General features: G+C 61.9%; 14 protein-coding genes. 11 read left to right on the forward strand and 3 right to left on the reverse strand.

What is annotated here, in order from left to right:
- Positions 1–194: 194 nt before the first annotated feature.
- Entirely contained in the window at positions 195–1,415 is a 1,221-nt protein-coding gene (locus tag ACIPIJ_RS14515) for a CaiB/BaiF CoA transferase family protein (RefSeq protein WP_401077596.1), read from the reverse strand.
- A 14-nt stretch (positions 1,416–1,429) separates the two neighbouring features.
- Positions 1,430–2,611: an acyl-CoA dehydrogenase gene (locus tag ACIPIJ_RS14520; protein ID WP_401077597.1), complete on the reverse strand. Its 1,182-nt coding sequence runs from the start codon at positions 2,609–2,611 to the stop codon at positions 1,430–1,432.
- 162 nt (positions 2,612–2,773) lie between these two features.
- Here ACIPIJ_RS14520 and ACIPIJ_RS14525 point away from each other — a divergent pair, with 162 nt between their 5' ends.
- From ACIPIJ_RS14525 to ACIPIJ_RS14570, 10 genes are all read left to right on the forward strand, one after another.
- The gene (locus tag ACIPIJ_RS14525) at positions 2,774–3,691 is read left to right on the forward strand and encodes a LysR family transcriptional regulator (RefSeq protein WP_401077599.1); all 918 of its coding nucleotides are present in this window, start codon (positions 2,774–2,776) and stop codon (positions 3,689–3,691) included.
- A gap of 419 nt (positions 3,692–4,110) precedes the next feature.
- Complete coding sequence (locus ACIPIJ_RS14530) at positions 4,111–5,232, forward strand: Re/Si-specific NAD(P)(+) transhydrogenase subunit alpha (RefSeq protein WP_401077600.1); 1,122 nt, start codon at positions 4,111–4,113, stop codon at positions 5,230–5,232.
- An 11-nt stretch (positions 5,233–5,243) separates the two neighbouring features.
- Positions 5,244–5,558, forward strand: coding sequence for an NAD(P) transhydrogenase subunit alpha (locus ACIPIJ_RS14535; protein WP_003256966.1), 315 nt, complete (start codon positions 5,244–5,246; stop codon positions 5,556–5,558).
- Between the two features lie 2 nt (positions 5,559–5,560).
- Positions 5,561–6,997: an NAD(P)(+) transhydrogenase (Re/Si-specific) subunit beta gene (locus tag ACIPIJ_RS14540; RefSeq protein ID WP_401077602.1), complete on the forward strand. Its 1,437-nt coding sequence runs from the start codon at positions 5,561–5,563 to the stop codon at positions 6,995–6,997.
- Between the two features lie 188 nt (positions 6,998–7,185).
- Positions 7,186–8,679, forward strand: coding sequence for an acetyl-CoA hydrolase/transferase family protein (locus tag ACIPIJ_RS14545; protein WP_401077604.1), 1,494 nt, complete (start codon positions 7,186–7,188; stop codon positions 8,677–8,679).
- Positions 8,680–9,050: 371 nt separating this feature from the next.
- Entirely contained in the window at positions 9,051–9,266 is a 216-nt protein-coding gene (locus ACIPIJ_RS14550) for a DUF1127 domain-containing protein (protein ID WP_023378057.1), read from the forward strand.
- A 307-nt stretch (positions 9,267–9,573) separates the two neighbouring features.
- A complete protein-coding gene (locus ACIPIJ_RS14555; protein WP_401077606.1) occupies positions 9,574–9,891 on the forward strand; it encodes a DUF2388 domain-containing protein in 318 nt (105 codons plus the stop codon).
- 93 nt (positions 9,892–9,984) lie between these two features.
- On the forward strand, positions 9,985–10,278 hold the full coding sequence (locus ACIPIJ_RS14560) for a DUF2388 domain-containing protein (RefSeq protein WP_401077608.1): 294 nt from the start codon (positions 9,985–9,987) through the stop codon (positions 10,276–10,278).
- A 36-nt stretch (positions 10,279–10,314) separates the two neighbouring features.
- The gene (locus ACIPIJ_RS14565; RefSeq protein ID WP_401077610.1) at positions 10,315–10,635 is read left to right on the forward strand and encodes a DUF2388 domain-containing protein; all 321 of its coding nucleotides are present in this window, start codon (positions 10,315–10,317) and stop codon (positions 10,633–10,635) included.
- Positions 10,632–12,590 (forward strand): DUF4105 domain-containing protein, encoded by a 1,959-nt coding sequence (locus ACIPIJ_RS14570; RefSeq protein ID WP_401077611.1) that lies wholly within the window; start codon positions 10,632–10,634, stop codon positions 12,588–12,590. The genes ACIPIJ_RS14565 and ACIPIJ_RS14570 overlap by 4 nt, the downstream gene beginning before the upstream one ends.
- A gap of 61 nt (positions 12,591–12,651) precedes the next feature.
- Here the strand turns inward: ACIPIJ_RS14570 and ACIPIJ_RS14575 are convergent, their stop codons facing one another.
- Positions 12,652–13,053 (reverse strand): GFA family protein, encoded by a 402-nt coding sequence (locus ACIPIJ_RS14575; RefSeq protein ID WP_401077612.1) that lies wholly within the window; start codon positions 13,051–13,053, stop codon positions 12,652–12,654.
- A gap of 267 nt (positions 13,054–13,320) precedes the next feature.
- On the opposite strand from ACIPIJ_RS14575, the gene ACIPIJ_RS14580 reads away from it, so the two are divergent.
- Positions 13,321–14,628 carry a CitMHS family transporter gene (locus ACIPIJ_RS14580; RefSeq protein WP_401077614.1) on the forward strand — a complete coding sequence of 436 codons (1,308 nt, stop codon included), beginning with the start codon at positions 13,321–13,323 and terminating at the stop codon, positions 14,626–14,628.
- Positions 14,629–14,687: the final 59 nt, after the last annotated feature.

Raw genomic sequence — 14,687 nt, forward strand, 5'->3', positions numbered from 1 at the left:
ACTACCAGCACTGCCTGGATTAAGTAACTCGTTGAATCTCAAGGAGTTTCTCGTTCCGATCACGCTGGAAGTGGGGCGCATTATAAGGGGATTCGGAAGCGCGTCAACCTTTAATTCCAATAAACCCTAATATCGCTGAAAAGCAAAGCGGGGAGGCCTACGGCCTCCCCGCTTTACAGCACTTCTTTCTAGCTTCAGAGCACGCCGGCATTGCGCAAACGCTGTAACGCATCGGCATCCAGGCCCAGCACATCACCCAATACCGCCGCAGTATGCTCACCCAGCAGTGGCGGCGCACACCGATACTGCACAGGGGTCTCAGACAGCCGAATAGGGCTGGCCACCTGCGGCACAGACCCCGCCAAAGAATGTGGAATCTCTACCGCGAGGCCCCGCGCCAGCACCTGCGGGTCCTGGAACATCTGCGCCAGGTCATTGATCGGCCCGCACGGTACGCCAGCCGCCTCCAGCTGGCTTACCCACTCAGCCGTGGTCTTGAACACCGTAGCCTGGCGGATCAACGGAATCAGCTCGGCCCGATTGGCCACCCGCAGCTTGTTGGTCACAAAGCGCGGGTCATCCGCCCATTGCGGCTGCCCGGCCACTTCAGCGAACTTCCGGAACTGGCCATCATTGCCCACGGTAAGGATGAAATCGCCATCCGCCGTCGGGAAGTCCTGGTAAGGCACGATATTGGGATGCGCATTACCCAGCCGCCGTGGCGCATTGCCAGTGGTCAGGTAGTTCATCGCCTGATTGGCCAGGCAAGCTACCTGCACATCGAGCAAAGCCATATCGACATGCTGGCCAATACCGGCCTGGTCGCGATGGGCGAGGGCGGCCAGGATCGCCACGGTCGAGTACAGCCCGGTCAGAATATCGGTCAGCGCAACACCCACCTTCACCGGGCCCGCGCCCTCTTCACCATCAGGGCGCCCCGTCAGGCTCATCAGCCCGCCCAACCCCTGAATCATGAAGTCATACCCCGCACGCTTGGCGTAGGGCCCGGTTTGCCCGAAGCCGGTGATCGAGCAATAGATAAGCCTGGGGTTGATCGCTTTCAGGCTGGGGTAGTCCAGGCCATAGGCGGCCAGCCCGCCAACCTTGAAGTTTTCGATGACGATGTCCGACTTGGCCGCCAGCTCGCGCACCAGCTGCTGGCCCTCCGGCTGTGTGAAGTCGATGGTCACCGAACGCTTGTTGCGGTTGGCCGACAAATAATAAGCCGCCTCGGTGGTGTTCTCGCCCTGGGCATCCTTGAGGAAGGGCGGCCCCCAGGAGCGCGTATCGTCGCCACTGCCCGGGCGCTCGACCTTGATCACGTCAGCACCGAGGTCAGCCAGGATCTGCCCCGACCAAGGCCCCGCCAGCACACGGGAAAGGTCCAGCACTCGCAGATGAGATAACGCCCCCATGAGTGGGCTCCTTATTAATAGAAGGCCTGGATGCCGGTTTGCGCACGCCCCAGGATCAGCGCATGCACGTCATGGGTGCCCTCATAGGTGTTGACCACCTCAAGGTTGACCAGGTGGCGCGCCACGCCGAATTCGTCGGAAATACCATTGCCGCCCAGCATGTCACGGGCCATGCGCGCGATATCCAGCGCTTTGCCGCAGGAGTTACGCTTCATGATCGAGGTAATTTCCACCGCGGCGGTGCCTTCGTCCTTCATACGCCCCAAACGCAGGCAGCCTTGCAAGGCCAGGGTGATTTCGGTCTGCATGTCGGCCAGCTTCTTCTGGATCAGCTGATTGGCAGCCAGCGGGCGGCCGAACTGCTGGCGGTCCAAGGTGTACTGACGCGCGGTGTGCCAGCAGGCTTCGGCCGCACCCAGGGCGCCCCAGGAGATGCCATAGCGGGCAGAGTTCAGGCAGGTGAACGGGCCTTTAAGGCCGCGCACATCCGGGAAGATGTTCTCTTCCGGCACGAACACGTTATCCATGACGATTTCACCCGTGATCGACGCACGCAGGCCGACCTTGCCGTGGATCGCCGGGGCGCTGAGGCCCTGCCAGCCTTTTTCAAGGACAAAACCACGGATATCACCGGCATCGTCCTTGGCCCAGACCACGAAAACGTCGGCGATCGGGCTGTTGGTAATCCACATCTTGCTGCCGCTCAGGCGATAGCCACCCTCGACCTTCCTGGCGCGGGTGATCATCGAGCCCGGATCGGAGCCATGGTTAGGCTCGGTCAAGCCGAAACAGCCGATCCACTCGCCACTGGCAAGCTTGGGCAGGTATTTCTCCTTCTGCGCTTGGGTACCGAATTCGTTGATCGGCACCATCACCAGCGAGGACTGCACACTCATCATCGAGCGGTAGCCGGAATCGATACGCTCCACTTCCCGGGCAATCAGGCCATAGCAGACGTAGTTCAGCCCGCTGCCACCGTACTCCTCGGGAATGGTCGCGCCCAGCAGGCCGACTTCACCCATCTCGCGGAAGATCGCCGGGTCGGTTTGCTCGTGGCGAAAGGCTTCCAGCACACGGGGTGCCAGCTTGTCCTGGGCGAACTGATAAGCGCTGTCACGCACCATGCGCTCTTCTTCAGTGAGCTGCTGATCCAGCAGCAGCGGGTCGATCCAGTTGAAGCTTGCTTTACCGGCCATGAGCGAAATCCTCGAAATAGGGGAGCAGATTCTTGTGCCATTGATCCTAGGCCTGATCTGCAGCGGGGACAAACGAGGATTGCGCACGTATTAGTGATAATTTATCACTCCGTAAAACGGCAAAACCCCATATTTACCACCATACCAGTGAGGTTGCTGTACATGCGCCGCAAGATCCCCAGTACCACGGCCCTGGTCTGCTTCGAAGCGGCAGCGCGCCACGAGAGCTTCACCAAGGCCGCCCAGGAACTTGCGCTGACCCAGGGCGCCGTCTGTCGCCAGATAGGTGGCCTCGAAGCGTTCCTCAACGTAGAGCTGTTCCGGCGCTCGCGGCGCGGGGTGAAACTCACTGAAGCGGGGCTGTCGTATAGCCGCCAGGTCGCCGCTCAGCTCGATGCGGTTGAACGGGACACCTTGTCGGTGATGCGCCAGCAGGGCGCCAACGTGATCGAACTGGCCGTGGTGCCGACCTTCGGCACCCAGTGGCTGCTACCGCGGCTCAAGGACTTCCAGCAGCAGCACCCGGAGGTCACTGTGAACCTGACCAACCGCACCCGGCCATTCCTGTTCGCCGACACGCCCTTTGACGCCGCGATCTATTTCGGCGATGCCGACTGGTCCGGCACCCATTCCTATCGCCTGATGGGTGAAAACCCACTACCGGTGTGCAGCCCGGCCTTGCTTGAAGGGGAGGGTATGCTCGACGCCCCGCGCATCGCCAGCCTGCCGCTGCTGCAGCAGACCACCCGGCCCTATGCCTGGCGCCAGTGGTTCAACGGCCTGGGCATGAACATCGCCGGCGACATGACAGGCCCGCGCTATGAACTATTCTCCATGCTCGCCCAGGCCGCCATGCATGAAATGGGCGTCGCACTGATCCCGCCGTTCCTGATTCAACGCGAACTGGAGGAGGGCAGGCTGGTGGTCGCTAACAGATACGCGCTGTCCAGTGACAAGGCCTACTATCTGATGATCCCGGAGCGCAAAGTCGAGTCTGCATCGCTCAGGGCCTTCCGTGACTGGCTTCTGGAACAGGCACGGCGCTATACCGATTCGCACGCAGGCAAAGCCCCTTCCTGACTCTGTAGTCAATTATTTTAAACACCTACAGATATATCTATTTGTCGCTTATTAGAAAACTGTAAGGGTGAGCCGGAAAACTCGTCCAAAGCCATCAACCACGCGGATTCCAGGGGTATTTACGACCTTCATGAGCGCATCCGCGAAATCATCGCAAAAAATTTCAAATTTTCCCCTAATCTGCGAATAGCCCATGTTTGACGGGCTGCAGCCGAGCTGTTGCGACATACGGTCACAGGGTGACTTGTAGTTTTAACTTCGTTTCGCTCCAGAACCGGTTGAAGGCCCCTGGGTTCGTCTGCAAAATGCTCGGCCCGCTCAGGATCTGGCGGGCTTGGCGCTCAACAGCCAACCCTGCGCACCATCCGAAGTGCGCTGGCTTCCATAAAGACAAAAAGGTCACCGCAGGAGAAATAGTCGTGCACATTGGTGTTCCTCTCGAGACGCAGACCGGTGAGACAAGGGTCGCTGCGACCCCGGAAACCATCAAGAAACTGATTGGCCAGGGCCATCAGGTCACCGTCCAACGGGGGGCAGGGCTCAATGCCAGCATTCCGGACAGTGCCTATGAGGCCGTGGGCGCTTCCCTGGGAAGTGCAGCCGATGCCTACGGCGCCCAATTGGTCCTCAAGGTGGTCGGTCCCAACGATCAGGAGCTTGCCCAGCTCAACAGTGGCAGCCTTCTGGTGGGTATGCTCAACCCCTTCAACAGTGAGTTGATCGGCAAGATGGCCGAACGCGGCATCACCGCCTTCGCCCTTGAAGCCGCACCACGCACCTCACGGGCCCAGAGCCTGGACGTGCTGTCGTCCCAGGCCAACATTGCCGGCTACAAGGCCGTGCTGCTGGCAGCCCATCATTACCCACGCTTCATGCCCATGCTGATGACCGCCGCCGGCACCGTCAAAGCCGCGCGCGTGCTGGTGCTGGGCGCTGGCGTTGCCGGCCTGCAGGCTATCGCCACGGCCAAGCGCCTGGGTGCGGTGATCGAGGCGTCCGACGTACGCCCGGCGGTGAAGGAGCAGATCGAGTCGCTCGGCGCCAAGTTCATCGACGTGCCCTACGAGACCGATGAGGAGCGCGAGTGCGCCGAAGGTGTCGGCGGCTATGCGCGCCCAATGCCCGCCAGCTGGATGCAGCGCCAGGCACAAGCCGTGCACGAACGCGCCAGGCAGGCAGACATCGTCATCACCACGGCACTGATCCCAGGCCGTAAGGCACCGACGCTGCTCAGCGCCGAAACCGTGGCGCAGATGAAACCCGGCTCGGTGGTCATCGACCTGGCTGCGGCCCAAGGCGGCAACTGCCCGCTGACCGTTGCCGATCAGGTGGTGATGGAGAACGGCGTGACCATCGTCGGCCCGACCAACCTGCCAGCCCAAGTGGGTGCCGATGCCTCGGCGCTGTACGCACGCAACCTGCTGGACTTCATGAAGCTGCTGTTCGACAAAGACGGCGCGCTGGTCATCAACCTCGAAGACGACATCGTCGCCGCGTGCCTGATGTGCCGCGACGGCCAGGTCGTGCGCAAGAACGGCTAAGGAGCACGACAATGGAAGACATGCTGATTTCCCACGGCATCTACAACCTGATCATCTTCGTGCTGGCCATCTATGTGGGTTACCACGTGGTGTGGAACGTCACTCCGGCACTGCACACACCACTGATGGCGGTCACCAACGCCATCTCGGCGATCGTTATCGTTGGCGCCATGCTGGCTGCCGCGCTGACCGTGACACCGGCCGGCAAGCTGATGGGCACCCTGGCGGTGGCCCTGGCTGCGGTCAACGTGTTCGGTGGCTTCCTGGTCACCCGTCGCATGCTTGAGATGTTCAAGAAGAAAACCAAGAACGAGGCGCAGAAGTAAGCATGAGCATGAATCTGGTAACGCTCCTCTACCTTGTCGCCTCGATCTGCTTCATCCAGGCGCTCAAGGGCCTGTCGCACCCGACCACGTCGCGCCGCGGCAACCTGTACGGCATGATCGGCATGGGGATCGCGATCCTCACCACGGTTGGCCTCATTTACAAGCTTGGGGCCGAGATTGCTACTGCCGGCATCGGCTACGTGATCGTCGGCCTGCTGGTCGGCGGTACCGCCGGCTCGATCATGGCCAAGCGCGTCGAGATGACCAAGATGCCGGAGCTGGTCGCCTTCATGCACAGCATGATCGGCCTGGCTGCGGTATTCATCGCCATCGCCGCAGTGCTCGAGCCACAGTCGATGGGCATCGTCGCCGCCATCACCGACCCGATCCCCACCGGTAACCGCCTGGAGTTGTTCCTCGGCGCGGCCATCGGTGCCATCACCTTCTCCGGTTCGGTCATCGCTTTCGGCAAGTTGTCCGGCAAGTACAAGTTCCGCCTGTTCCAGGGTGCACCAGTACAGTTCACCGGTCAGCACAAGCTGAACCTGATCCTAGGCCTGACCACCATCGCCCTGGGCCTGCTGTTCACCTTCACCGGCCACTACAGCGCCTTCACCCTGATGCTGGTGCTGGCCTTCATCATGGGTGTGCTGATCATCATCCCGATCGGGGGTGCCGACATGCCGGTGGTGGTGTCGATGCTCAACAGCTACTCGGGTTGGGCAGCGGCCGGTATCGGCTTCTCGCTGAACAACTCGATGCTGATCATCGCAGGCTCCCTGGTAGGTTCCAGCGGTGCGATCCTCTCGTACATCATGTGCAAGGCGATGAACCGCTCGTTCTTTAATGTCATCCTGGGCGGCTTCGGCGGCGATACCGATGCCGGCGCGGCGCAGGGTTCGAAAGAGCAGCGCCCGGTGAAGTCCGGCTCGGCCGACGACGCGACCTTCCTGCTGAGCAACGCCGACACGGTGATCATCGTGCCCGGCTACGGCCTGGCGGTAGCTCGTGCGCAGCATGCGCTCAAGGAACTGACCGAGAAGCTGACCCACAACGGCGTGACCGTGAAGTACGCGATCCACCCGGTGGCGGGGCGCATGCCCGGGCACATGAACGTGTTGCTGGCCGAGGCCGAAGTGCCGTACGACCAGGTGTTCGAGATGGAGGACATCAATGCCGAGTTCGGCCAGGCCGACGTGGTACTGGTGCTGGGTGCCAACGACGTGGTCAACCCGGCGGCGAAGAACGATCCGAAGTCGCCGATCGCCGGCATGCCGATCCTTGAGGCTTACAAAGCCAAGACCATCATCGTCAACAAGCGCTCCATGGCCAGCGGTTATGCCGGCCTGGACAACGAACTGTTCTACCTGGACAAGACCATGATGGTGTTCGGTGACGCGAAGAAGGTCATCGAGGATATGGTCAAAGCCGTCGAGTAATCCTTTTCGCACCACGCTGTGCATATAAAGAAGGCCCCGGCGAGATTTCTCCCGGGGCTTTTGCGTCTTGCTGATCCAGATCAACGGCTCTATTTCCGGGCTTCTCATACGACCATGGTCGCGGGACGGCGCCGGGCTAAATCTCTAGACTGCGCTGCAGTAGCTTCAGTAGCCTGAGATAACAATCCATGTACCGTGATCGTATCCGCTTGTCCTCCCTGCACAGCAAGGTAATGAGTGCGGCTGACGCCGCTGGCCTGATCGAGGACGGCATGACCGTCGGCATGAGCGGTTTCACCCGCGCCGGCGAAGCCAAGGCTGTGCCGCATGCCCTGGCCGAACGCGCCAAGCAGTCGCCACTGAAAATCAGCCTGATGACCGGCGCCAGCCTGGGCAACGACCTCGACAAGCAGCTGACCGAGGCCGGCGTGCTGGCCCGGCGCATGCCGTTCCAGGTCGACAGCACCCTGCGCAAGGCCATCAACGACGGCCAGGTGATGTTCATCGACCAGCACCTGTCGGAAACCGTCGAGCAACTACGCAACCAGCAGCTCAAGCTGCCGGACATCGCCGTGATCGAAGCCGTGGCCATCACGGAGCAAGGCCACATCGTGCCGACCACCTCGGTGGGCAACTCGGCCAGCTTCGCGATCTTCGCCAAGCAAGTGATCGTCGAGATCAACCTGTCGCACAATGCCAACCTCGAAGGCCTGCACGACATCTATATCCCGACCTATCGCCCAACCCGTACACCGATCCCGCTGGTCAAGGTCGATGACCGCATCGGCAGCACCGCGATCGCGATCGACCCGGCCAAGATCGTCGGCATCGTCATCAGCGACCAGCCCGACTCGCCGTCCACTGTGCTGCCGCCGGATGACGAGACCCAGGGCATCGCCGACCACCTGATCAACTTCCTCAAGAACGAAGTGGCCGCTGGCCGCATGACCAACAAGCTCGGCCCGCTGCAGGCCGGCATCGGCAGCATCGCCAACGCGGTGATGTGCGGGCTGATCGAGTCGCCGTTCGAAGACCTGACCATGTACTCCGAAGTGCTGCAGGACTCGACTTTCGACCTGATCGACGCCGGCAAGCTGAGCTTTGCTTCCGGCAGCTCGATCACCCTGTCGAGCCGCCGCAACGCTGACGTGTTCGGCAACCTGGAGCGCTACAAGGACAAGCTGGTGCTGCGCCCGCAGGAGATCTCCAACCACCCTGAAGTCGTACGCCGTCTGGGCATCATCGGCATCAACACGGCGCTGGAGTTCGACATCTACGGTAACGTCAACTCCACGCACGTGTGCGGTACACGGATGATGAACGGCATCGGTGGTTCCGGCGACTTCGCCCGCAACGCTCACCTGGCCGTGTTCGTCACCAAGTCGATCGCCAAGGGCGGCGCGATTTCCAGCGTGGTGCCGATGGTCAGCCACGTCGACCACACCGAGCATGACGTGGACATCCTGGTGACCGAGCAAGGCCTGGCCGACCTGCGTGGCTTGGCCCCGCGTGAGCGCGCACGGGCGATCATCGACAATTGTGTGCACCCGGACTACCGCGCAGCGCTGAACGATTACTTCGATCGCGCCTGCCAACGTGGCGGCCATACCCCGCATATCCTGCGTGAGGCATTGAGCTGGCACGAGAACCTGGAAGAAAGCGGGCGCATGCTCGCCAGCTGATGCACTATCGCCCTGAGCAGCCTGCCCTAAAGGCTGCTCAGGCCAGTTTGCGGCCCCTTTTCATACAGGCCATAACAGTTCCAACCCGCCCGCAACAACACATCCGCTAAGAGCACAGAATAAACTGTACTACTGTACTGCTTATTGTGCCGGCCATCGCCTTCGAAGACCACCACCTCCGTCATAAACGCACCATTACGGTGCTGACCAGTACAGTTACGTCATTTCTGGGTGCAACAGTCGTGTTAAACAGTTAACTGGGCCATCGCATTACTACCGAACTGTATCTACTGTTATGGACAAGAGAGGAGGATCATTGGCATCAGTTAAATCACTACCTAATCCCGCCATAAGCGGAAGGATGAAACATCATGGAACGTACCCTCAGTTCCGGTCTGGTCTTCGAAAACAACGCCCAGCAGTCCAATGCTTCTCTGCCACTGCGCGCACTCTCCACCTTGCTGCTGTGGCAGCGTCGCATGGCCAGCCGCCGTCAATTGGCTCGCCTGGATGCCCGCCTGCTGGCTGACGCCGGTATCAGCGAATCGCAGCGTTATGAAGAGCTGAGCAAGCCGTTCTGGCGCTAAGCACCGGTTCGCCGGCTTCGGCCGGCACCGCGAATTCCCAAACCCGTTGCAGGTGACTGCAGCGGGTTTTTTATTGCCTGTGACCTATGCTAGAGCCTTCGCAGGGACAGACAGGTACAGTTTTACAAAAATTAATAATCACCTTAACAGTTCACGTGCGCAGCGTTCATTAACATCCTGAAATACCGCCGCGTGATACGCTTGTCTCAACAGGCTGGTAGAAACCAGTTGTGCGAAGGTACCGTGACGAACCGCGTGAGCGTCCGATAAGCAGATCCACCCGACCCTTCCCCAGGAGTCCACGACCATGTCCCGTAAACACCTGATTGGCGCAGCACTGCTGCTCGGCCTGGCCGGCACCGCAAACGCCACCAGCTTCATTGTCACTACCGACGCGGTCGTAGGCGCGGTTGCCGCTTCCACCGACGCCACTTCCGACGTGTCCTCGTCGTTCCGCGACGACAAGGTCGTACAAGCCGCCCGTGACGACGCCGCCAGCTACGTTGGCAGTCAAGGCGCCATTCGCGGCGCCAAGCTGGAAAGCGCGTTCCTGCACATCCGCTCGAACATGCCGGCCTTGCAGGCCAGCGACGCCCAGTTGGCCCAGGCCATCCTGGCGCTCTGATCCACAGGCCTCAGAACGCACGTGCTGGCGCCTGCCGGCACGTGCGGGCTAGCCTCTGCCGTCCCTGTCCCTGTCCCTGTCTTAAGAATGCCCATGCGTTATCTGTTGCCGTTGCTGTTTTCCGTATTTGTCATGGGCAGTGCCCATTCCATGGACACCACCACGCAAGGCCTGGTCATCACTGGCTATGTCACCAGCCAGGTCACCACCGCACCGTTCGACCGCAAGCTGGTCAGGCAGGCCCGCGACGATGCCGCAGCCTTTGTCGCCAGCGACGGAGTCATCCGTGGCGCACGCCTGGAGGCGGCGCTGGACACGCTGCGCCACAACTGTGCCCATCACGCTGTCGGCGACCTTGAACTGGCAGAAGCAATTCTCGTCCAATAACTACCTTTGACTCCCTGTATGTTCCGGAGATGCTCCATGCGTAAACCGCTGATCGCCGCTACCCTCGGCATGTTGCTGCTGGCCGACCTGGCCCAGGCACAAACTCTGGTGGCCACCAGCAACATCATCGTGCGCGCCTTTGGCCGCTCGATCGATTTCACCTCTGACACCACCACTTCCATCCGCGACTCCAAGGTCGTACGCGAAGCCCACGACGATGCCGCCAGCTTCGTTGCCAGCAACGGTGACATCCGTGGCGCCCAGCTCGAGGCCGCCTTAAACACCCTGCGCGAGCGCGTGCCTGAAGCGCGCGGCGCCAGTGACCAGGTGCTGGCCGAAGCCATCCTGGCGCTGTGAATCGCGTGCGTGCCTGGCTGTTCGGCTGCGTCCTGACGCTGCTGGGCACGCCCGCCCTGGCCGACCTGCAGCTTCAGCTGCAGGCATCCGGCCTTACTGCGCAACAGGCTCAAGCCTCGCAATTCCTGCTGGACGAGGCACTGGGCAAGCTACCCCCACGCTTCAAACAACAGCTGGACCGCCGCGTGCTGGTCAGCTGGAGTGACAAGATGCCAGCCGATGCCTACGGCCAGGCATCCCTGGTCTCGACCCTGGAACTCAACGCTCGCCTACTGCCCGGCCTCACTGACGGTCGTGCGGCGCAGGAGCGCACCAACCGGCCGCATGGCACGGTGCGGGAAGAGTTGCTGGCCACCGTCCTGCACGAACTTACCCACATCTACGACCGCGCCCGGCTCTGGCCTGGCGCCGAACGCTCGCTGATCGCCCGTTGCAAGCGCCAGCAGGGCACGCTCGGCAAAATTGGCCAGACGCAAGATTGCCGTGGCCAGGCTGAGCGCCGCTTCACCTTGAGCGACGACCCACGCCTGCTCGACCTGGCCGGCTGGCAGCAGTACGTCGGCCGCCGCGGTGAGCGAGAACAGCACAATGGGCAGTTCGTCCGCAGCCCCGACAGCTACGAACTGAGCAGCCCCAAGGAATACATCGCGGTCAACATGGAGTATTTCCTCCTCGACCCGAGCTACGGGTGCCGCCGACCGGCGCTCAACCAGTACCTGACCGAGCACTTCGGCTGGGCGCCACAGCAACAAAGCTGCGCCAAAGGCCTGCCATTCCTCAACGCCGGCAGCGACTTCGCCCGCCAACCGCTGGGTGAGATCGACCCGGAACGGGTATACGAAGTCGACTACCTGCTGGCCGAAGCCAACCAGAACCTGGTGAGCCGTTGGGGCCACAGCATGCTGCGCCTGGTGATCTGCAAACCCGGCCGCCCACGCGGGCCTGACTGCCGCCTGGACCTCGACCAGCACCTGGTGCTGTCGTACCGCGCCTTCGTCAACGACGTGCAGCTGTCCAGCTGGGACGGCCTGGTCGGCGCCTACCCGTCGCGGCTGTTCGTGCTGCCGCTGGCCCAGGTGATCGACGAGTACACCAAGACCGAATTGCGCAGCCTGGCGTCGGTACCACTGACGCTCAGCCGAGAAGAAATCGAGAATCTGGTGCGTCAGGCCGCCGAGATGCACTGGACCTATGACGGCAACTACTGGTTCCTGTCCAACAACTGTGCGGTGGAGTCGTTGAAACTGCTGCGCACCGGCACCGCCAACCCGCGCCTGAACGACCTGGACAGCATCATGCCCAACGGCTTGCTGGCCGTGCTGAAGGGCAGGGGCCTGGCCGATACCAGCGTGCTCGACGACCCGCGCGAAGCCCTGCGCCTGGGCTACCGTTTCGATTCCTATCGCGACCGCTACCAGGCCATGTTCGATGTGCTGAGGAAGCAGTTGCCGGTCAAGCAGGACAAGGTCGAGGACTGGCTGGCCCTGGATGCCGAGCAGCGCCGCGGCTGGTTCGCGCGGGCCGACCTGCGCACCAGCGCCGCCCTGCTGCTGCTCGAACAGGCCAGCCTGCGCCGCCAGTTGTTGCTGGCCCAGGACGAAGTGAAGCAGCGCTACCTGAATGCTGCTGCGCTGAAAGATGGCAGCGTCAGCAAGGCCGACCAGACCCTGAAGCAGATGCTCGCCAACAGTGGCTTCCTCAGCCGCCCGGCGGAGCTGCTGGATGCCAAAGGCTATGGGCTGCCGCAGCCAGATGAGCGCAAGCACCTAGAGAAGGTCAGCAGTGAGCGCCAGGCCCAGTTGCTGCGCTTGAGCACCGACCTGGACAAAGAGGTGAGGGCGCTGCTGGAGCCTTCGCGGGCGAAGGAAATTGCGGCAGTGGAGGCCAATGTGAAGCAGATCGGCGAGCACCTGCGGGCACTGCACAAGGCGGCAGGGGGCCTGCAGTTGCCCTGAAAATCCTCCCGGCCTCTTCGCGCGTGAGCCCGCAAAGAGGCCGGTAAAGCCACCTATCGGCTCAAAGGCTTTCCTCTACTTCGCCAGGCAAATCCTCATCCAGATGCAGCCACGGCAACCGGCTCCCGGTCCATATATGCCGTTTTGCCCGCACCCGCTCCGGGTTATCCAGCGTCGCCACCGTCACATCCATGCTGCCCGGGCTATGTTCGGTCACCAACGCTACATGCGCCCCACATTCCCCACAGAAGTACCGCTTGCAACTGGCCGGCGCCACATAGCACTGCGGCCGGCCCGCCAGCCACTTGAAATCTGCGCGGGGCACGGTAAGCCAGGTCACCACCAACCCTCCACTGACCCGCCGGCAGATCGAGCAGTGGCAATGGGCGACATCCGTCAATTCACCCTTCAACCGATAGCGCAAGGCGCCGCAATGGCAGCCCCCTTCAGTTACATCTGGCATCACCTACCTCCCGTCGCCGTTTCTCCGGCGAAAGCTGGCTGAAAGCTTACCCCCCTAGGATAGCCCCCACTACCGGCACAAGACCGGTCAGCCAGGGCACCCGGAATCTTCCGCGCCCGGCCCAATCAACAACAACAATGGTGATTCTGATGTATTCCTGTGCCCGCCTTTTCGCAGTCCCCCTCCGCTTGCTCCCTGCGCAGCGCCTGACGCGCTGATCCGCCCGAATCGACTTTCCTTTCGCCGCGCCACGCCTGGAGTATTGCCATGCTGACCTTCCTCGGCTTTGCCATGGTCATCACCTTCATGTACCTGATCATGACCAAGCGCCTGTCGGCCTTGATCGCGCTGATCCTGGTACCGATCCTGTTTGCCCTGTTCGGTGGTTTTTCCGCCAAGATCGGCCCGATGATGCTCGAAGGCATCAGCAAGCTTGCGCCCACCGGCGTGATGCTGATGTTCGCCATCCTCTACTTTGCCCTGATGATCGATTCCGGCCTGTTCGACCCGGCCGTGCGCAAGATCCTCAAGCTGGTCAAGGGCGACCCGCTGAAAGTCTCGGTCGGCACCGCGGTGCTGGCCCTGGTGGTCTCGCTCGACGGTGACGGCGCCACCACCTACATGATCTGCTGCGCCGCCATGCTGCCGCTGTACAGCCGCCTAGGCATGAGCCCGCGGATCATGGCCGGCCTGATCATCCTTGCCGGCGGTGTGATGAACATGACCCCTTGGGGCGGCCCGACCGCTCGCGCCGCCAGTGCCCTGCACGTGGACCCATCGGACATCTTCGTACCGATGATCCCGGCCATGGTCTTCGGCGTGTTGGCGATCCTGGCCATCGCCTACATGTATGGCAAGCGCGAACGTGCCCGCCTGGGCGAGCTGCACCTGCCCACCGACGACATCGACCACAGCGAAATCACCGTGTCGCAGTTCCCTGACGCCCGCCGGCCGAAGTTGCTGTGGTTCAACGGTGCGCTGACCGCCGTCCTGATGGTTGCGCTGATCGCTGGCGTGCTACCACTGCCGGTGCTGTTCATGATCGCCTTCAGTATCGCCATGATCGTCAACTACCCGTGCCTGCAGCAGCAGAAAGACCGTATCGCTGCCCACGCCGGCAGCGTGCTGGCGGTGACCGGGCTGATCTTTGCCGCAGGTATCTTCACCGGCATCCTGTCGGGCACCGGCATGGTCGAGGCCATGTCCAAGAGCCTGCTCGCGGTCATCCCCGAAGCGCTGGGCCCATACCTGGCGGTGATCACTGCGGTCGTGAGCATGCCGTTCACCTTCTTCATGTCCAACGATGCCTTCTACTACGGTGTGCTGCCGGTGCTGGCGGAAGCGGCCAGCCACTACGGCATCAGCCCGGTGGAAATGGCCCGCGCGTCGATCGTCGGGCAACCCGTACACCTGCTGAGCCCACTGGTACCCTCCACCTACCTGCTGGTGGCGTTGGCCGGCATCGAGTTCGGTGACCACCAGCGCTTCACCCTTAAGTGGGCAGTACTGGTGTGCATGTGCATAATGCTCGCCGCATTGCTGATGGGCATTTTCCCGCTGTTCAGTAGTCTTTAATAAACCCGCATCACCCAACGCGATGCGCCCTCATACGGGCGCTTCGCCATTATCGTTTG

It is taken from the genome of Pseudomonas sp. NPDC087185, assembly GCF_044744955.1.
Classification (GTDB): Bacteria; Pseudomonadota; Gammaproteobacteria; order Pseudomonadales; family Pseudomonadaceae; genus Aquipseudomonas.